14 protein-coding genes and 3 tRNA genes are annotated in these 17925 nt (G+C 70.3%); 7 read left to right on the top strand and 10 right to left on the bottom strand.

Going from position 1 to position 17925, the window contains the following annotated elements; all coding sequences use genetic code 11:
* Window positions 1-25: 25 nt before the first annotated feature.
* On the top strand, window positions 26-1945 hold the full coding sequence (dnaG, locus tag ACFCXS_RS10630; protein WP_376642885.1) for a DNA primase: 1920 nt from the start codon (window positions 26-28) through the stop codon (window positions 1943-1945).
* A 6-nt stretch (window positions 1946-1951) separates the two neighbouring features.
* Here dnaG and ACFCXS_RS10625 read toward each other — a convergent pair whose 3' ends face one another.
* Both ACFCXS_RS10625 and ACFCXS_RS10620 read right to left on the bottom strand, forming a co-directional pair.
* Window positions 1952-2950 carry a nucleotidyl transferase AbiEii/AbiGii toxin family protein gene (locus ACFCXS_RS10625; protein WP_376642884.1) on the bottom strand — a complete coding sequence of 333 codons (999 nt, stop codon included), beginning with the start codon at window positions 2948-2950 and terminating at the stop codon, window positions 1952-1954.
* Window positions 2947-3564 (bottom strand): hypothetical protein, encoded by a 618-nt coding sequence (locus ACFCXS_RS10620; protein ID WP_376642883.1) that lies wholly within the window; start codon window positions 3562-3564, stop codon window positions 2947-2949. Before ACFCXS_RS10620 ends, ACFCXS_RS10625 begins: the two co-directional genes overlap by 4 nt.
* 139 nt (window positions 3565-3703) lie before the next feature.
* Here ACFCXS_RS10620 and ACFCXS_RS10615 point away from each other — a divergent pair, with 139 nt between their 5' ends.
* Window positions 3704-5014 (top strand): RNA polymerase sigma factor, encoded by a 1311-nt coding sequence (locus ACFCXS_RS10615; RefSeq protein WP_376642882.1) that lies wholly within the window; start codon window positions 3704-3706, stop codon window positions 5012-5014.
* A 133-nt stretch (window positions 5015-5147) separates the two neighbouring features.
* On the opposite strand, the gene ACFCXS_RS10610 is transcribed toward ACFCXS_RS10615, so the two are convergent.
* The 4 genes from ACFCXS_RS10610 to ACFCXS_RS10595 all read right to left on the bottom strand — a co-directional run bounded on the left by ACFCXS_RS10610 (window position 5148) and on the right by ACFCXS_RS10595 (window position 10822).
* A complete protein-coding gene (locus ACFCXS_RS10610) occupies window positions 5148-7076 on the bottom strand; it encodes an ABC transporter ATP-binding protein (RefSeq protein WP_376642881.1) in 1929 nt (642 codons plus the stop codon).
* Complete coding sequence (locus tag ACFCXS_RS10605) at window positions 7076-8809, bottom strand: ABC transporter ATP-binding protein (RefSeq protein ID WP_376642880.1); 1734 nt, start codon at window positions 8807-8809, stop codon at window positions 7076-7078. Before ACFCXS_RS10605 ends, ACFCXS_RS10610 begins: the two co-directional genes overlap by 1 nt.
* 111 nt (window positions 8810-8920) lie before the next feature.
* On the bottom strand, window positions 8921-10369 hold the full coding sequence (locus ACFCXS_RS10600) for an FGGY-family carbohydrate kinase (protein WP_376642879.1): 1449 nt from the start codon (window positions 10367-10369) through the stop codon (window positions 8921-8923).
* Between the two features lie 147 nt (window positions 10370-10516).
* Complete coding sequence (locus ACFCXS_RS10595; protein ID WP_031131155.1) at window positions 10517-10822, bottom strand: YtxH domain-containing protein; 306 nt, start codon at window positions 10820-10822, stop codon at window positions 10517-10519.
* 159 nt (window positions 10823-10981) lie between these two features.
* On the opposite strand from ACFCXS_RS10595, the gene ACFCXS_RS10590 reads away from it, so the two are divergent.
* The 3 genes from ACFCXS_RS10590 (at window position 10982) to ACFCXS_RS10580 (ending at window position 11396) form a co-directional block, all read left to right on the top strand.
* A tRNA-Asn gene (locus ACFCXS_RS10590) sits at window positions 10982-11054 on the top strand.
* Between the two features lie 5 nt (window positions 11055-11059).
* A tRNA-Asn gene (locus ACFCXS_RS10585) sits at window positions 11060-11132 on the top strand.
* Between the two features lie 190 nt (window positions 11133-11322).
* A tRNA-Ile gene (locus ACFCXS_RS10580) sits at window positions 11323-11396 on the top strand.
* Window positions 11397-12100: 704 nt separating this feature from the next.
* On the opposite strand, the gene ACFCXS_RS10575 is transcribed toward ACFCXS_RS10580, so the two are convergent.
* From ACFCXS_RS10575 to ACFCXS_RS10560, 4 genes are all read right to left on the bottom strand, one after another.
* A complete protein-coding gene (locus ACFCXS_RS10575; RefSeq protein ID WP_376642878.1) occupies window positions 12101-13009 on the bottom strand; it encodes an SDR family oxidoreductase in 909 nt (302 codons plus the stop codon).
* Between the two features lie 506 nt (window positions 13010-13515).
* The gene (locus ACFCXS_RS10570; RefSeq protein ID WP_376642877.1) at window positions 13516-13995 is read right to left on the bottom strand and encodes a MarR family winged helix-turn-helix transcriptional regulator; all 480 of its coding nucleotides are present in this window, start codon (window positions 13993-13995) and stop codon (window positions 13516-13518) included.
* 11 nt (window positions 13996-14006) lie between these two features.
* A complete protein-coding gene (locus tag ACFCXS_RS10565) occupies window positions 14007-15068 on the bottom strand; it encodes an alkene reductase (RefSeq protein ID WP_376642876.1) in 1062 nt (353 codons plus the stop codon).
* A 78-nt stretch (window positions 15069-15146) separates the two neighbouring features.
* Window positions 15147-16052, bottom strand: coding sequence for an NADP-dependent oxidoreductase (locus ACFCXS_RS10560; RefSeq protein WP_376642875.1), 906 nt, complete (start codon window positions 16050-16052; stop codon window positions 15147-15149).
* Window positions 16053-16858: 806 nt separating this feature from the next.
* Here ACFCXS_RS10560 and ACFCXS_RS10555 point away from each other — a divergent pair.
* A complete protein-coding gene (locus ACFCXS_RS10555) occupies window positions 16859-17236 on the top strand; it encodes a type II toxin-antitoxin system RelE/ParE family toxin (RefSeq protein WP_376642874.1) in 378 nt (125 codons plus the stop codon).
* Window positions 17233-17571 carry a helix-turn-helix domain-containing protein gene (locus tag ACFCXS_RS10550; RefSeq protein WP_079662454.1) on the top strand — a complete coding sequence of 113 codons (339 nt, stop codon included), beginning with the start codon at window positions 17233-17235 and terminating at the stop codon, window positions 17569-17571. Before ACFCXS_RS10555 ends, ACFCXS_RS10550 begins: the two co-directional genes overlap by 4 nt.
* Window positions 17572-17925: the final 354 nt, after the last annotated feature.

Here is a 17925-nt window from a genome sequence, read left to right as displayed (position 1 = left end):
CGGCGGACCACCGTAGAATTCACGCGTGGCAGGACGGATCAACGACGAGGACGTGAAGGCGGTACGGGACGCGGTCCCGATCGACGCCGTGGTGTCCGAGTACCTCCAGCTGCGCAACGCGGGCGGCGGGAACCTCAAGGGTCTGTGCCCCTTCCACGACGAGAAGTCGCCGTCCTTCCAGGTCAGCCCGAGCAAGGGGTTCTTCCACTGCTTCGGCTGCCAGGAGGGCGGCGACACCATCACGTTCGTGATGAAGATCGACCACCTCTCCTTCTCGGAGGCGGTCGAACGCCTGGCCGGCCAGGCGGGCATCACCCTGCGCTACGAGGAGGGCGGCTACAACCCCTCCCACCAGCGCGGTGAGCGGATCCGCCTGGTCGAGGCCCACAAGATCGCCGCCGACTGGTACGTGGAACAGCTCGCCACCAGCCCGGAGGCCGACACCGGCCGCCAGTTCCTCGCCGACCGCGGCTTCGACCAGGCCGCCGCCCAGCACTTCTCCGTCGGCTACAGCCCCCAGGGCTGGGACCACCTCACGCGCTTCCTGCGCGGCAAGGGCTTCACCGACAAGGAGCTGATCCTCTCCGGCCTCTCCCAGGAAGGCCGCCGCGGCCCCATCGACCGCTTCCGCGGACGCCTGATGTGGCCCATCCGCGACATCGGCGGCGACGTCGTCGGCTTCGGCGCCCGCAAGCTCTACGAGGCGGACAACGGCCCGAAGTACCTGAACACGCCCGACACGGCGATCTACAAGAAGTCCCAGGTCCTCTACGGCATCGACCTCGCCAAGAAGGACATCGCCAAGGCCTCCCGCGCGGTCGTCGTCGAGGGCTACACGGACGTGATGGCCTGCCATCTCGCCGGCGTGACGACCGCCATCGCCACCTGCGGCACCGCCTTCGGCGGTGACCACATCAAGATCCTCCGCCGGCTGCTGATGGACAACGGCTCGGCCCGGGTCATCTTCACCTTCGACGGCGACGCCGCCGGTCAGAAGGCCGCCCTGCGCGCCTTCGAGGACGACCAGAAGTTCGCCGCCGAGACCTACATCGCCATCGCCCCTGACGGCATGGACCCCTGCGACCTGCGCCTGGTCAAGGGCGACGAGGCCGTCGCCGACCTCGTCGAGCCCCGCACCCCCCTCTTCGAGTTCGCACTGCGCCAGATCGTCAGCCGCTACGACCTCGACACCCCGGCGGGCCGCGCCGCCGCCCTGGACGAGGCCGCCCCGATCGTCGCCCGCATCAAGAACAGCGGCGCCCAGCACGAGGTCGCCGTCCAGCTCGCCGGCATGCTCGGCATCCTCGACACCCAGTTCGTGGTCAAGCGCGTGGCCCAGCTGGCCCGCTGGGCCCGCGACCGCGGCGGCAAGGGCCCCGCCCCGGAGCGGCACCACCAGGGACAGCAGTACGCCGGCCCGCCCCGGCCCGCCGCCCCCCGCGGCCCGGCCCTGAACCTGCGCAACCCCGTCTTCGCCACCGAGCGGGAGCTCCTCAAACTCGCCCTGCAGCGCCCCGAGCTGGTCTCCCCGGCCTTCGACGCCTACGGCGTGGACGAGTTCACCGCCCCGCCCTACGCCGCCGTCCGCCAGGCCATCCAGGACGCGGGCGGCGCCGAACCGGGCGTCGCCGACCCCCAGGACTACCTGGTCAGGGTCCGCGAGGCCGCCCCGGACGACGCCGTCCGCGCGATGGTCACGGAGCTCGCCGTCGAGGCGATCCTGCTGCACAAGGGCGTGAAGGGGGCCGACGAGGTGTACGCGGGCGCCCAGTTGGTGACGGTCCGCCGCCGGGCCGTGGAGCGCCGCATCCGCGACATCACGAGCCGGCTCACCCGCCTCGGAACCCACGGCGACCCGGCCGAGCTCGCCGCCGTGCAGAACGAACTGTGGGTCCTCCAGCAGTACGACCAGACCCTCCGGACGCACGGCGCCGCCGCGCTCTGACACGGGTCAGGCCCCGGCCCCCTCGAAGGCCGGAGTCACCGCGCGCACCAGCCGCTCGGCGAACTCCCGCTCGTCGTACCTGAACCGCGGGTACTCGGTGACGAAGTGGTTCCACTCCACGGAGCCGACCGCCTCCACCACGTCCTCCAGGAGGACCTGCTCGCGGTACGAGTACGGCCACTCGCCCGACAGCCGGAACACCTCGTGCAGCAGCTCGTAGCGCAACGGGTACCGCTCGGCCAGCAGGACGGCGTCGTACAGGTCCTTGCCCTGGGCGTGCGCGTCGTTGATCACCCACATCAGCTTCCACGCCAGCGACAGCTCCGGCGTCGCGGCCTGGACGAGCGCACCGCCCGGCAGCTCGACCGGCCCGGGCTCCTCGGGCAGCCGCTCGTTGAAGACGAAGTCCAGCTGGACGTGACCGCCGGGCAGGCCGGGGGCGCCCCAGGGGAGCACCATGCGCCGGCCGGGCACGCGGTCGTACGTCCAGATGTCCTCGACGACCGCGCCGCGCGCCGAGATCCCGACCCCCTGGCCCCGCGCCTCGGCCAGTTCCTGCGCCGCTGCCGCGATCCCGGCCAGCATCCGGTCCGTCCGGCCGTCCTCCATCCGCCAGGTGTGCGGAACGACGACGAAGTCCAGGTCACCGGGCTCGCGCGCGGCCTCCCCGAACCACGCCGACATCAGCACGCTGCCCCGCAGCACCAGCGAGTCCACCCACGGCGAGTCGCTGATCGCGGCCAGGACCAGATGCAGCGCCTGCCGGCGGGCCGCCCGCCACGCCTCGCCCCGCGTCGGGTCGGCGAAGGCCGGGTCGGTCGCGCGATAGGCCTTGTGGAGGTGCTTCAGGGCCGGGTCGAAGACCGGGCGCTGCACCACGTCGTCCCCCGGCACCGGACGCAGCGTCTTCGGCAGGTGTTCCGCCCTGCGGGTGGCGTCGTCGAGAGGCTCACGGGGGATCTCGGAACTCCGCCAGCCGAACCGCTCCCACGCCGTCCCTGTCATGCCCCTGCCCCCACCGGTTCCTCCAGCCATCCCTCGTCCACCGACACGTCACTGTCGTACAGCACGAACTCCCGCTCCACACCGAGCACTTCGCGGTCGCTCAGCTCGGTCAGCAGCCGCTCCAGTGCCCGGCCCGCGCCCTCGGCGTCCACCGCGTGGCAGCGCTGGGTCACGAACCGCTCCTGGTGCTCACCCCGCACCCGCCGGGCGTTCCACGACAGATGGGCGCCGTGCGGCACGACGCGCGCCGCGAGAGCCGCCAGGTCCGTGTCCGCGGTGAGCCGCAGCTTCACATGGTGCTCGAAGTAGCGCCCGTCGTCGCAGGGCCGGCGCGGCACCTCCGGCGACCAGGGCGACGACTCGATCTTCACGCGCACCGGATCAAAACCGTCCGCCCGCAGACGCGCGGCCACGTCCCGCACCCGCGCCGCTTCGCAGGCGTACGACGGCGAACCGGACAGGGTGAGCATCGGCTGGTCGCGCATCCGGCCCCTGGCCAGCACGATGTGCGTGAGCTCGAACCCGCCCGCGGCCGCCCAGCGGCGCAGCCGGGCGAGCTCGTCGGGGCCGGCGCAGCGGACCGTCACATGCGACTCGTACAGGGCAGCGGACATCGGCCGATCGTCGCAGACCAGTGGCGTACGGGGCATCCGGGTTTCCCACGAGGGGCGACCGCGCGGTCACGGACCGGAAACAAAAAGTCACCGCACGCCCCTCGTGGCGACGATGTGTCTTACCCCACACTGGGTTCCGGTGCCTGAGTCCTCGGAGCGCGGCCGATCCGTCACCCACGGGTCCCAGACCCCCGCGGTTCCGCTCATCGCGTACGGGACGGAAAGCGGCGAGGCCGACTCCGCCCCCGAAGTACCGCTGCCGCACTCCAGGGCAGCGATCATCCTGGAGGTCGCCCCCGTGCAGACCCAGACCCTCACCCAGACCGACGCCGATGCCGCCCCCGGCGCCGACGGTGCCGCGCCGGACGCGGAGGCCGACGCCCTGTCAGGGGTCCCGGCGCAGAGCCGCGCCGTGCACCACCCCGAGGCGGAACCGGAGCCGGAGCCGGAGGAGCCGGAGGAGCCGCCCGCCGAGGCCGTCGAGGCGGCCGAGCCGCCGGAGGCCGTCGAACCCCGGCCGGTCCGCACCGAGACCGGCAGCCCCTCCTCGGACCTGTTCCGCCAGTACCTGCGGGAGATCGGCCGCATCCCCCTGCTCACCGCCGCCGAGGAGGTCGAACTCGCCCGCCGTGTCGAGGCCGGACTGTTCGCGGAGGAGAAGCTGCGCCTCACCCCCGACCTGGACAGCCAGCTCGCCCTCGACCTGGACCGGCTCGTCGTCATGGGCCGCATGGCCAAACGCCGCCTGATCGAGGCGAACCTGCGCCTGGTCGTCTCCGTCGCCAAGCGCTACGTCGGCCGCGGCCTGACGATGCTCGACCTCGTCCAGGAGGGCAACCTGGGCCTGATCAGGGCGGTCGAGAAGTTCGACTACGCCCGCGGCTACAAGTTCTCCACGTACGCGACGTGGTGGATCCGCCAGGCCATGTCCCGCGCCCTGGCCGACCAGGCCCGCACGATAAGGGTCCCGGTCCATGTCGTGGAGCTCATCAACCGGGTCGTCCGCGTCCAGCGCCGCATGCTCCAGGAGCGGGGCTACGAGCCGACGCCCGAGGAGGTCGCGGCGCATCTGGACCTGCAGCCGGAGCGGGTCAGCGAGGTTCTGCGCCTCGCCCAGGAGCCGGTGTCGCTGCACGCGCCCGTCGGCGAGGAGGACGACGTCGCCCTCGGTGACCTCATCGAGGACGGTGACGCGGCCTCTCCGGTGGAGTCGGCGGCGTTCCTGCTGCTCAGGGAGCACCTGGAGGCGGTCCTGTCGACCCTGGGGGAGCGGGAGCGGAAGGTCGTCCAGCTCCGCTACGGCCTGGCGGACGGCCGCCCGCGCACGCTGGAGGAGATCGGCAGGATCTTCGGGGTGACCAGGGAGCGCATAAGGCAGATCGAGTCGAAGACGCTGAACAAACTGAGGGACCACGCCTTCGCCGACCAGCTGAGGGGTTATCTGGACTGATGCCGTGTGCGGGTCCGGTGGGGCTCGTTCGCGCAGTTCCCCGCGCCCCTGAAGGGGCGCGGGGAACTGCGCGAAAAACCACGATGGCGCCGCAGCCGCTCCACGACCCCACCCGGCACCCCCGGATCGCGACTCAGTCCACTTCCGCCACCGCCTGCGCGAACTGCGCCTTGTACAGCCGCGCATACGCCCCGCCCGCCGTCAGCAGCTCCTCGTGCGCGCCCTGCTCGACGATCGACCCGTTCTCCATGACGAGGATCGTGTCCGCGTCCCGGATCGTCGACAGGCGGTGCGCGATGACGAACGACGTGCGGCCGTGGGCGAGTTTCGCCATGGCCTTCTGAATGAGGACCTCCGTACGGGTGTCGACCGAACTGGTCGCCTCGTCCAGCACCAGGATCACCGGGTCGGACAGGAACGCCCGGGCGATGGTGATCAGCTGCTTCTCACCGGCACTGACACCGGTGCCCTCGTCGTCGATCACCGTGTCGTACCCGTCCGGCAGCGTCCGGACGAACCGGTCCGCGTGCGCCGCCCGGGCCGCCTCCTCGATCTCCCCGCGGGTGACCTCCCGGGACGCGCCGTACGCGATGTTCTCCGCGATCGTGCCGCCGAACAGCCAGGTGTCCTGCAGCACCATGCCGATCCCGGCCCGCAGTTCGTCCCGCGACATCCGCCCGATGTCGACCCCGTCGAGCGTGATGCGCCCGCCGGTGACGTCGTAGAACCGCATCAGCAGGTTGACCAGCGTGGTCTTGCCGGCGCCGGTCGGGCCGACGATGGCGACCGTGTGCCCCGGCTCCACCTTCAGCGACAGGTCCTCGATGAGCGGCTTGTCGGGGTCGTAGCGGAACGACACGTGCTCCAGCGCCACCTGCCCGCGCAGCTCCTCGGGGCGCACACCCGGCACCGGGTCCGCTTCCTGCTCCTGCGCGTCGAGCAGCTCGAAGACCCGCTCCGCCGAGGCGACACCCGACTGCACCAGGTTCGCCATCGAGGCGACCTGCGTCAGCGGCATGGAGAACTGCCGCGAGTACTGGATGAACGCCTGCACATCACCGATCGACAGCGAACCCGAGGCGACCCGCAGGCCGCCCACGACCGCCACCAGCACGTAGTTCAGGTTCGACACGAACATCATCAGCGGCTGCATGACCCCGCTGTTGAACTGCGCCTTGAACCCCGCCTCGTACAGCGCGTCGTTCTGCTCGGCGAACTGCCGCGCCGACTCCTCCTGCCGCCCGAACACCTTCACCAGCGCGTGCCCGGTGTACATCTCCTCGATGTGCGCGTTCAGCTTGCCCGTCGAGCGCCACTGCTGCACGAAGTGCGGCTGCGACCGCTTGCCGATGCGCGTGGCCACGACGAACGACAGGGGCACGGTCACCAGCGCGACCAGCGCGAGGATCCAGGAGACGTAGAACATCATCGCGAGCACGCCGATGATCGTCAGCACCGAGTTGATGAGCTGGCCCATCGACTGCTGGAGGGTCTGCCCGATGTTGTCGATGTCGTTCGTCGCCCGGGACAGCACCTCACCGCGCTGGCGCTGGTCGAAGTACGACAACGGCAGCCGCGACAGCTTCGTCTGCACGTCCTCCCGCATCCGGAACATGGTCCGGTTCACGGCCCGGTTCACCAGCCGTGTCGCCACCGCCATCAGCAGCCCGGCCACCGTGAACACGCCCAGCGCGAGCAGCAGCACATGCCCGACGGCCGTGAAGTCGATGCCCTCGCCCGGGGTGAAGTCCGTGCTGCGCAGCATGTCGGCGACGTCACCGTCCCCGCGCTGCCGCATGGAGTCGAGGACCTGCTCCTTGCTCGCCCCTTCCGGCATGCCCCGGCCGACGATGCCCGCGAAGACCAGGTCGGTCGCCTTGCCGAGGATCTTCGGCCCGACGACGTTCAGGCCGACGCTGAGCACCACGCACAGCAGCAGCAGGTAGATGGTCACGCGCTCCGGCCGGAACCGCGCGACGAGCCGCTTGCCCGACCCCTTGAAGTCGAGCGAGCGGGAATCGGGGCCGCCCCCGGCCATCATCCGCCCCATGGGCCCCGCCATCAGGCAGCCTCCGCTTCCGTGAGCTGGGAGAGCACGATCTCCCGGTAGGTCTCGTTGTCCGCCATCAGCTCGTGGTGGCGGCCGGTCCCGACGACCCGGCCCTCGTCCAGGACGACGATCCGGTCGGCGTCCCGGATGGTCGCCACCCGCTGCGCGACGATCACGACGGTCGCCTCCGAGGTCTCCTGCGTGAGCGCGGCCCGCAGCGCGGCGTCCGTGGCGTAGTCGAGCGCGGAGAACGAGTCGTCGAAGAGGTAGATCTCGGGCCGCTGCACCAGCGTGCGGGCGATCGCGAGCCGCTGGCGCTGACCACCGGAGACGTTCGTCCCACCCTGCGAGATCGGCGAGTCGAGACCGCTCTCCAGCCGCTCCACGAAGTCCTTGGCCTGCGCCACCTCCAGCGCGTGCCACAGCTCCTCGTCGGTGGCGTCCGGATTGCCGTAGCGGAGGTTGGTCGCCACCGTCCCCGCGAACAGATACGGCTTCTGCGGCACCATCCCGACGGTCCTGGCGAGCAGCTGCGGGTCGATCTCCGCCACCTCCACGCCGTCGACGAGCACCTGCCCCTCGGTCGCGTCGAACAGCCGCGGCACCAGCCCGAGGAGTGTGGACTTGCCGCTGCCGGTCGAGCCGATGACCGCGGTCGTCTCACCCGGCCGGGCCACGAGGTCCACTGCCCGCAGCACCGGCTCCTCGGCACCCGGATAGCGGAAGCCCGCCCCGCGGATCTCCAGGTGCCCGTGCCGGCGCAGCTCCCGCACCGGCGCCGACGGCGGCACGACGCTGGAGGAGGTGTCCAGCACCTCGTGGATCCGCTCGGCGCACACCTCCGCGCGCGGCACCATCATGAACATGAAGGTGGCCATCATCACGGACATGACGATCTGCATCAGATAGGCCAGGAACGCCGTCAGGTCGCCGATCTGCATCCCGCCGCTGTCGATCCGGTGCGCGCCGAACCACACCACGGCGATCGACGACAGGTTCACCACCGTCATGACGATCGGGAACATCAGCGCGAGCAGGTTGCCGGTGCCCAGCGCGAAGTCGGTGAGATCGGTGTTGGCCTTCCGGAAGCGCTGCTGCTCGTACTCGTCCCGGACGAAGGCCCGGATCACGCGGTTGCCGGTGATCTGCTCGCGCAGCACCTGGTTCACCGAGTCCAGCCGCTCCTGCATCGCCCGGAACAGCGGCCGCAGCCGCCGCACGATCAGCGTCACGCAGATGCCCAGCACCGGCACGACCGCCACCAGCACCCCGGACAGCGGCACATCGAGACCGAGCGCCAGCACGATGCCGCCCACGCACATGATCGGCGCCGACACCAGCAGCGTGAACGTCATCAGCGCCAGCATCTGCACCTGCTGGACGTCGTTCGTCGTCCGCGTGATCAGCGACGGCGCCCCGAAGTGACCGACCTCACGCGCGGAGAACGACTGCACCCGGTCGAACACGGACGCCCGCAGATCGCGCCCCAGCGCCGACGCCGTACGGGCCCCGTAGTACACGGCGCCGATGTTGCACACGACCTGGACGAGCGAGATGCCGATCATCAGGCCGCCGTAGCCCAGGATGTAGCCGGTGTCGCCGTTCACGACACCCTTGTCGATGATGTCGGCGTTCAGCGTGGGCAGGTAGAGCGTGGCGCAGGTCTGCAGGAACTGCAGCAGCACCAGGAGAGCGATGGGTCTCTTGTAGGGCCTGAGACAGGTCCGCAGAAGTCGTATGAGCACGCTGCTTCTCTCGGAGTGGACGACGGGGCGAGTGGTTGCCCCTGGCCCCTATCGTCGAACACTCCACCCGCGTTACCTCAACCGAATTAACCCAACAGGCGGTCGATCCCCTCAGAGGGCACCGGGGTGCGTCTGCTCCCGCACCGCCACGAACTGCTGCCGCACCGCCTGCCCCACGGCCAGCTCGTCCCCGGGCTCCAGCACCTGCGCCACCGCGCCCTGCCAGGCCGGCGGGTTGCGCACGTCGAGCGTGCCCTGCGAGGCGCCCAGCGCCCAGGCGGCCTGGCGGGCGGCGCCGATCGCCGCGTAGTCCGCGGGCTGCGGCACCACGACCTGCGTCCCGAACAGCATGGGCGCCGCGGCCTGCACGGCGGGCAGTTCGGCGGCCGGCCCGAGCAGGAACACCCGCCGCACCTCCACACCCCGGCCGCGCAGCACGTCCAGCGCGTCCGCGAGCCCGCAGAGCATCCCCTCGAACGCCGCCCGCGCCAGGTGCTCCGCCTTCATCGACTCGCGCCTGAGCCCGGCCAGGGTTCCGGCGGTGTGCGGCAGATTCGGCGTCCGCTCGCCTTCCAGATAGGGCAGCAGCACCAGCCCGTGCGACCCCGGCGTCGACTTCATCGCCAGGTCGGACAAGCTCTCCAGATCCGGCAGCCCCAGCAGCTCGGAGGCCCCGCGCAGCGTCCGTACGGCGTTCAGCGTGGTGACGACGGGCAGGTGCATGCCGGTCGCGTCCGCGAGCGCCGTGATCATCCCGGACCCGTCGACCAGCGCCTCGGGGTGCACGGCCATCACGGACCCGGACGCGCCGAGCGACACCACCGCGTCGCCGAGGCCGATGCCCAGACCGAACGCCGCCGCCATGGTCTCGCCGGTTCCCACGGAGATCAGCAGCCCCTCCGGCGTCGTACCGGCCGCGTCCGCCGGGCCGATCACCTCCGGCAGCATCACCTGATGGCCGAGCGCCAGCTCCACGAGGTCGGGCCGGTAGCCACCGGTGGCCGCCGACCAGTAACCGGTGCCGGACGCGCCGCCCCGGTCGGTGGTTCTCCTGACCGGCCGGCCCAGCAGCTGCCACACCAGCCAGTCGTGCGCCTGGAGGAGGATCGCGGTGCGCTGCGCGTTCTCCGGCTCGGTGCGGGCCAGCCAGCGCAGCTTCGTGATCGGCTGGGCGGCCTGCGGCACACACCCCACCGCCTGCGCCCACGCCTCGCGCCCGCCGAGCGCGTCGATCAGATCGGCCGCGGCGACCTGCGTGCGCTTGTCACCGCCGACCATCGCCGGCCGCACGGTGTTGCCCTGCGCGTCCAGCGGCACGACGGCGTTCTGCTGCGCCGAGACGCCGATCGCCTGCACCCCCTCCAGCAGCCCACCGCCCGCGGCCTCGCCCAGGGAGAGCAGCCAGGCCTGCGGGTCGACGTCCGACGGACGGCCGCCGCCCTCGGGGCTCTCCACCGGATGCGGCGCATATCCCTGCCTGAGCACGGCTCCGGAGTCCGTGTCACAGACGACGATACGAGTGAAATCGGGTGAACTGTCCAACCCGGCGACTATCCCCATGGCCAAAATTCTGCCGCACGCTCCCATGGGGTCGGGCCATGGGCGCCGTGGGGGGTGTCGCCGGGTTTCGAGTGCGGGCTCGTCGTGGCTGGTCGCGCAGTTCCCCGCGCCCCTTTCAGGGGCGTGACCCTGCTCGGCATCAGGAGATCAGGTGTTGCTCGTGCCCCAGTCGTCCTCGCCCCCGTTGTGGGTGGCTCGGTCGCGCAGATGGCGGACGCGGTCCGCCACCGACTCGGGGACCCGGTCGCCGACCTTGTCGCTCACCACGTGGTACGCCTTGCCCGCGAACTCACGGCCCTGGTGGGCCGCCGTCTCCGCGGTGTTGCGCACGGCAGGGTTCTGCGCGAACTGCCGGGCTGACTTCTTCAACTGCTCGTAGCGCTCGCGTCCGGCCCTCGTGCCCAGCACGTAACCAAGGACGACTCCGGCGACGAACGTGAGCCGGTAACGCATGGCGGCCACCCTTCCCTTGCGTAGATCTCCGGTGCGGTGACGGCGCCGGGGAGTACCGATTGGCAAAGCACCCCCCTGCTTGCGCTAATGTATGTGTCGCAGCGAGCGCGCGCCCCCTGGCGGATACCCAGGTAGGTGCGTTCGATGCAAACGAGACCTTCCTCGGTAGCTCAATTGGCAGAGCAGCCGGCTGTTAACCGGCAGGTTACTGGTTCGAGTCCAGTCCGGGGAGCTCGGTCCTCCGTAGCTCAATTGGCAGAGCAGCCGGCTGTTAACCGGCAGGTTACTGGTTCGAGTCCAGTCGGGGGAGCAGGTCGAAAAAGGACCCCACGCAGGGGTCCTTTTTCGTGTCCGTTCCGCTGTCCCGGGAACCGCGCGGCACCCGGCGCAGTCCTCAAGGTCACGTAGGCCGTGCGAAGCCGCCCACCCGAAGCAGGAGATCGTATGAGCGGCTATGCTGCGGCAGACGGCGCGCACACATGTACGCGACACGCCGCTATGGGGCGGTAGCTCAGCCGGTTAGAGCAGCGGACTCATAATCCGTCGGCCGTGGGTTCGAGTCCCACCCGCCCCACTTGCGCAGGGCTGTGACCTGCGGAAACGTTCATTTTTGGCTGTTGGATCGTCAACTTTGCCTGGACGGACTGAATCCGCTGCTCGTGGGTTTGGAGGCCGACGGCGGTCGGGGGAGCTCCAAACCCTCTGACCTGCGGCTGAGTAGATGATCGAGGGTGTCGCTCGTGGTCCGGGCGGCTGCCCTTAGGGCCGATGCCAGGACCCAGGGGCCGTACAGGGGCCGGGACGGCGCAGACGTGTCCAGGCCGACGGGGTTTCGGGGTCGATTCGTTGTCCCATTTGATGGTTGCGTGGCTGGGGCAGCCATCCGCAGGGCGGACAATTGAGTACCGGGCCGGCGGCGGAGGCAGTGCTGATACCGGCGCGACGGTGCGCGGACGCGGTAGGGCGACGTCGGCTGCCGTCTGTGCTGTGGAGAACCTGTCGCTGCTGAGGAAGGGTCCCGGCGATGGCTGAGGGGCAAGGAAACGGCCCCTCTCGGCTGGCCTCGCGCCACAGTCGCTCGCCTGGAGAACTCCTGGCTGTAAGGAACCGCTGCCACCGCGGCAGGTGCCGTGGTTTTGCCAGTTCAGGTGAAGCCCGGCCAGTCGGCCAGGCAGGTCCCATTCCGGGTGCGGCAGGAATGTACGACGCTCTGTCAGAGCGGTTCCTCCCACTCACCGGTGGGCCCCGCCCGGGCGGCCGGACCGGCATGCGGGCTGGTCACCGGTGCTGCGCCGTGGCCAGCTCGTCGGTGTACCGGCCGAGGACGTCCTCGGTGGCGGGGGCGGGGCCGAACAGCTGCTCCTGGCGGCGGGGGTCGGCGACGTAACGGCCGGTGTCGAACCAGCTGAACATCGCGGCCATGTCCTTGACCAGGGGCATGAAGCGTCCGGCGACGGCTCCTGCGGTGCGGGCGACGACGGACGGGACGGCCCGTACCTTGATCTTCGTTCCGGCCCGGTTGCCCATCAGGTCGGCCATCTCGCGCGTGCTGACCGGACGGTCCCAGCCGATGTCGATGCGTTCACCGTTGTCCGCCTCGGCGTCGACGGCGGCCGCCAGGTACGCCGCGAGGTCGGAGGTGTGGACGAAGGTCAGCGGGACGGTGGTCTTGCCGATCCACGTCAGGCGGCCCTTGTCGATCGGGTTGCCCGCCATGGTCGCGATCTGGTCGAGGAAGGCCCCCGGCCGCAGTGCGAGGAACGGGACGCCGAGCTGTTCCAGCTTGTCCTCGGCGAGCTTCTTGTGCCAGAAGTGCGGGACCTGGGGCGTCTGGTCGCTGGTGAGGATGCTGGTCAGGACGAACCGCCGGATGCCGGTGCGGTGGGCGGCCTCGGCGAGGTTGGCGTTGCCGACGGTGTCGATGTCGTGCGCGTTCCTGCCGCCGCGGGTGTAGCCGGCAGCGGTGGTGATGACGGCATCGGCGCCGTTCATGGCGGCGACGAGCGAGTCGAGGTCGAGCATGTCGCCGCGGGCGATCTCGACACCCCGGGTTTGGAGCCTGTTCGCGTCGGTGGTCGGCCGGACCAGGGCGCGGACGTACTTACCGCGCCCCAGCAGTTCGTCGACGACCTTGCCACCGAGGGAGCCGGTCGCGCCGACGACGAGGACGGGGAGGGTGGTGGTCATGGGGGTCTCGCCTTCCATCAGGTCAGTGGTGGGGATGGGGTGGGCGGGGGAGGGACGGTCGGGGACGTGGGTGGCCAGGGACGTGGGTGCTTTCGACCCGGGTCGCTCAGGGGGCGGCCCTGTGGTGGGCGGGTCCGCGGCGCGGGTCACCGGCGGCCTGGTGGGGAGCTTGAGGAGGTCGACGGTGACCCGGGGGCGGGTGATGCGTCCGTCCCGATGGCGGCCGGCCGTTGGGCCGGCGACGGGGGAAGGGCTCGCCGGGCCCGCGGGGTGTTGCCCTTGGGCGCTGCCCCGTCCCCGGAAGAGTTCCGTCCTGCTTGCACCGGGACAGCTCGTGCTTGCCCCTGACGCTGGGGCCCCGCTCACCCCCGCCCGCCCCCGTCCTCACTGCGTACGCGGGGGCAGCGGGCGGGTTCCGCCACAGGCGCCGGAACGGCTCGCCACTTCGCAAGAACGCCGGGAACGAGGCGCACTCCAGGCCGGACCGGGGTGCGGGTCTAGGGGAGTTACTCGGACTCGTCCCGCGGAAGAGCGGGGTTGTTGATCGCGTCGGCGATCGCGTAGGCGGTGCGGACGAAGGACTCCGCCTGCTGCGCCGACAGATTGAGCGCGGAGGTCTCCTCCAGGGCCCGCCACATGGCCGCGATGGGCTCGCGCATGGCACGGCCCTTGTCGGTGAGGTGCACGACCATGACACGCCGGTCGTGTTCGGCCGGCTCACGGACGAGCAGACCGGCGTCCTGCATACGGCGCAGGGACTTGGACACGGTGGAGTGGTCCAGGCCGACGCTCGCCAGCAGCTCGGACTGGGACTGGCCGTCCCGGTCGAGGAGTTGCATCAGCAGCAGTTCCTGTCCGGGATGCAGGTCCATCTCACGGAGCATGACGCCGGCGCGGGCGCGGTGGGCGCGGGCGAGCTGGAAGATCGCGTAGCTCATCGGCCCCTCGCTGGCTGTAGAGGGGGCGCGGTGTGTGGAGGCGGGCATGATGCGGGTCCTCAGACGGTGTGGGTGGGGTAGTCGGTGTAGCCGGCCACTCCGCCGCCGTAGAAGGTCGCCGGGTCGGGGGTGTTCAGCGGCGCGTCAGAGCGTAGCCGCTCGACCAGGTCCGGGTTGGCAAGCGCGAGGGCGCCGACGGAGACGAGGTCAGCCACGCCGTGGTCGATGTCCTTGGCGCGGGTGGGCAGGTCGGTGCCGGCCCGGTTGAGGATCAGGGTGGTCGGCCACAGTGCGCGCAGGGTGCCCAGCAGCTCCTCGTCGCCCGCGTGCATCACGTGGAGGTATGCCAGATCGAGCGGGCTCAGGGCGCGCAGGAGCGCCGGATACAGCTCGGCGGTGTCCGACTCGGCGATGTCGTTGTAGGGGTTGCCGGGGGAGATACGGATACCGGTGCGCTCGGCGCCGATCTCGTCGGCCACGGCAGCGGCCACCTCGACGGCGAAGCGGATGCGGCCCTCGATCGAGCCGCCGTAGCCGTCGGTGCGCTGGTTGGTGTTGTCGGACAGGAACTGGTGCACCAGGTAGCCGTTGGCGCCGTGGATCTCCACGCCGTCGGCGCCTGCCGCGACGGCAGCCGCAGCGGCGCGGCGGAAGTCGTCGACGGTCGCAGCGACCTCCTGCGTCGACAGAGCACGGGGTGCCGGCATCTCCTGGGGCCCGGACGCGGTGAACATCACGCCCTGCGGCCGGATCGCCGACGGGGCGACCGGCTGCCGACCGTGGGGGGTGTTGTCGGGGTGGGCGATGCGTCCGGTGTGCATCAGCTGGATGACGATCCGGCCATCCGCTGCGTGCACGGCGTCGGTGACCTTGCGCCACCCGGCGATCTGCTCGTCATTGTGGATGCCGGGAGTGAGGAGGTAGCCCTGGCCATCGGCGGAGGGCTGGGTTCCCTCAGTGATGATGAGCGCGTGCGAGGCCCTCTGGGCGTAGTACTCGGCGTTCAGCTCGTTCGGTACGCCTTCAGGCGTGGAGCGGTCACGGGTCATGGGGGCCATGACCAGTCGGTGCGGGAGGGAGATGTCACCGACGGTGGTCGGTGTCCACAGGGAGTGCAGCATGAGGGGTCCTTCGACAGGGCGGTGACCGGCCGGTCACCGAAAGGCAGCGGGTGGTCGTGTGGAGGCCGGGGGGCGTGCTCAGTCGACGTTCAGGACGAGCTTGCCCCGCACGTGCCCGGCGTCGCTGACCTTCTGGGCCTTGGCCGCCTTGTCGAGCGGGTAGGCGGTGACGGTGGTGACGAGCTTGCCGGCCGCGGCGTCCTGGGCCAGGGCGGCGAGGCGGGCGGTCGAGCGTTCCGGGGACCCCTGGGAGAAGGTGATGCCCAGCTGTCGTGCACCGAAGTCGGCGATGGTGACGATGCGCTCGGTGCTGCCCCGCAGGGTGACGGAGTCCTCCAGGGCGCCCTTCCCGGCCAGGTCGAACACCGCGTCCACGCCTTCGGGGGCCAGCGCCCGCACCCGCTCGACCAGGCCCTCGCCGTACACGGTCGCGGTGGCGCCGAGCGAGGTGAGATAGTCCTGGTTGGAGGGGCCTGCGGTGGCAATCACGCGCGCTCCGCGGGCCGTGGCGAGCTGGACCGCCAGGGTTCCCACCGCTCCGGACGCGCCGTGCATCAGCACGGTCTCCCCGGCGGCGACACCGAGCAGGTTCAGGACCCGCTCGGCCGTCTCGCCCGCCACCGGCAGCGCGACCGCGTGCTGCCAGTCGAGTCCGGCGGGCTTGGGGGCCACGGTGGTGGCCAGCGCGTACTGGGCGTACGAGCCGGTGTCCGACCAGCCCTGCACCTCGTCACCCACCTTCACGTCCGTCACGCCCTCACCCAGGGCGTCCACCACGCCGGCGAGCTCGCCACCGGGGACCGCGGGGAAGGTCGTCGGGCGGACGGCCTCCATCATCCCGGAGCGGATCTTGCCGTCCAGCGCGTTCAGGCCGGCCGCCTTGACCCGGACGCGGACCTGCCCGGGGCCGGGCTGCGGGACCTCGACGTCCGCCTCGTACAGCACTTCCGTGCCTCCGAAACGGTCGAACAGGATGGCTTTCATGACGACTCCTCTCGCGCCCCACCCATTTAGGTGGCTGGACACATAATTACCGTAACAGCAAACATGTGGCTAGCCAAGTATTTGCTGTCGATCGCGCTGGGCGAGGGCGGTCGTGGTCGCGTCGGTCTCTTCGGGGCGGCGGTCGAAGTGGGAGGCGCCCCGCCGGAGCGCACCTTCCCCCGCCACGGGCTACCTCGATTGGAAGCTGGAAGACGGGCCGGTCGGGCCCCGGCCGGCGGTGTGCGGCTTCTTTTTGCCCGGGGCTCGGGTCGGCTCGCGGTTGGCCGCCGGTCAGCCTGCTCCGCGACCCTCTCCTCCAGTCGAGCCAACGGCTCGGTGTCCGGCTGTTCCAGCGGGAGGCCTGGCGCGCCGTACGGCCCGGCCTGGTCGCGGATTTCTCTGTTGACGAGCGGTCGTTCAGGGTCGGTACCACCACCTGTCCGCTTGCTGTGCTTGCGTGACGACCTCACGGTCCAACAGGTTTCCCTTCGGCGGTCGGACGGGACCCGGGTCGCCCTTCTCGCGGGGCATGTGGCCGAGCGACTGAACGGCTCCTGGGCCATGAGGGGGCAGTAGTACGTCGTTGGCCTCTCTGTGTGGGTCCACGGCAGACAGTGCGCATCGATCGCCATGTGCTCGGTGGACGGCTGAACGGCCGCCGCTTGGCGTCGAGTGGCAGGAGGCCGTCGCCGGCATCGTGGGGGATCGGTAGTGGCGCGTCCGTACTGCGAGAACGGTAGCCACTCTAATTATGACGTCAGTGGTGTATGCTGCTGGTGTAATAATTTGCAGCTGGGGGTGTGTGCATGGCTTGGAAGATTGTCGTGGTCGAGCCGGCTCTTTCGTGGCTTCACGGCCTGCGCCGTACTGACCGCGACACCCTGATCCAGGTCAGCCAGGCTGTCACTGCCCTTCAGGAGGAAGGTCCCGCGCTGGGCCGGCCTCTGGTGGACACGATCAAGGGCTCGGAGCTGTCGAACCTCAAGGAGCTCCGCCCCGGCTCGGCAGGGGCTACGGAAGTGCGGTTGTTGTTCGTGTTCGACCCGGACCGCCAGGCAGTGATCCTGGTCGGCGGTGACAAGGCGGGCAACTGGTCAGGTTGGTACCGCGTCGCGGTGCCCCAGGCGGAGCAGGCGTACGCGGAGCATCTGAAGCGAATCGATGGAGAGGACGAGGCACGATGACTGATCACCTCAAGGATCCGCAGGCTGTCTCCTGGGGAGACCTGGCCGAGGATTTCGCCTTCACCGATGCCGAAAAGGACCAGATCCAGAAGGGGGCGCAGGCGATGGTCCTGGCCTCCCGTGTGCACCGCCTCGCCGAGTTGCGGAAGCGGCAGCACACCACACAGGTTCAGGTGGCCGAAGCCATGGGCGTCACCCAGGCCCGCGTCTCGCGCATCGAGAAGGGCCAGCTGGAGCGCAGCGAGGTCGACACCCTCGCTGCCTATGTCAAGGCGCTCGGCGGCAAGTTGAAGATCGTCGCTGACTTCGGTGACGAGACTTACGTCCTCGGCTGACCTGATCGACACGCTGTGCCCAGGCCCATGCGCCCGGTGGACAGATTCGCTTCGTGACGTCAGCGATGATGCTCCACCCTGGTACAGGGTGGAGCATCATCGCGTCGGTAAGGCACTCCGCTGTGCGAGGGTTCCATCCCCTCGGCTGAGCTGGGCGGACGCGGCTGCTGCTGTGGCAGGCGTCCAACTCGTCGAGCCTCAGGGGCCATTGAGGGGCCACAAGGACAGGAACGCATCGACAAGCACCACGCAGGACTGACACGGATCAGCGCGTCTGGCCTGCGAAAACGTCAGGAATGAGCGTTGATCGACAAGGACCGCCAAGATTCCCAAAGGACTCATAATCCGTCGGCC

The organism is Streptomyces sp. NPDC056373 (assembly GCF_042262425.1).
Lineage (GTDB): Bacteria > Actinomycetota > Actinomycetes > Streptomycetales > Streptomycetaceae > Streptomyces.
This window is presented reverse-complemented; position numbering and strand designations above follow the sequence as displayed.

What these genes read in the sequence shown, in the direction of transcription:
- ACFCXS_RS10625 (WP_376642884.1), bottom strand. Translation starts at nt 2,950, where the DNA reads ATGACAGGGACGGCGTGGGAGCGGTTCGGCTGGCGGAGTTCCGAGATC.
- ACFCXS_RS10620 (WP_376642883.1), bottom strand. Translation starts at nt 3,564, where the DNA reads ATGTCCGCTGCCCTGTACGAGTCGCATGTGACGGTCCGCTGCGCCGGC.
- ACFCXS_RS10610 (WP_376642881.1), bottom strand. Translation starts at nt 7,076, where the DNA reads ATGGCGGGGCCCATGGGGCGGATGATGGCCGGGGGCGGCCCCGATTCC.
- ACFCXS_RS10600 (WP_376642879.1), bottom strand. Translation starts at nt 10,369, where the DNA reads ATGGGGATAGTCGCCGGGTTGGACAGTTCACCCGATTTCACTCGTATC.
- ACFCXS_RS10595 (WP_031131155.1), bottom strand. Translation starts at nt 10,822, where the DNA reads ATGCGTTACCGGCTCACGTTCGTCGCCGGAGTCGTCCTTGGTTACGTG.
- ACFCXS_RS10575 (WP_376642878.1), bottom strand. Translation starts at nt 13,009, where the DNA reads ATGACCACCACCCTCCCCGTCCTCGTCGTCGGCGCGACCGGCTCCCTC.
- ACFCXS_RS10570 (WP_376642877.1), bottom strand. Translation starts at nt 13,995, where the DNA reads ATGCCCGCCTCCACACACCGCGCCCCCTCTACAGCCAGCGAGGGGCCG.
- ACFCXS_RS10565 (WP_376642876.1), bottom strand. Translation starts at nt 15,068, where the DNA reads ATGCTGCACTCCCTGTGGACACCGACCACCGTCGGTGACATCTCCCTC.
- ACFCXS_RS10560 (WP_376642875.1), bottom strand. Translation starts at nt 16,052, where the DNA reads ATGAAAGCCATCCTGTTCGACCGTTTCGGAGGCACGGAAGTGCTGTAC.
- ACFCXS_RS10555 (WP_376642874.1), top strand. Translation starts at nt 16,859, where the DNA reads ATGGCTTGGAAGATTGTCGTGGTCGAGCCGGCTCTTTCGTGGCTTCAC.
- ACFCXS_RS10550 (WP_079662454.1), top strand. Translation starts at nt 17,233, where the DNA reads ATGACTGATCACCTCAAGGATCCGCAGGCTGTCTCCTGGGGAGACCTG.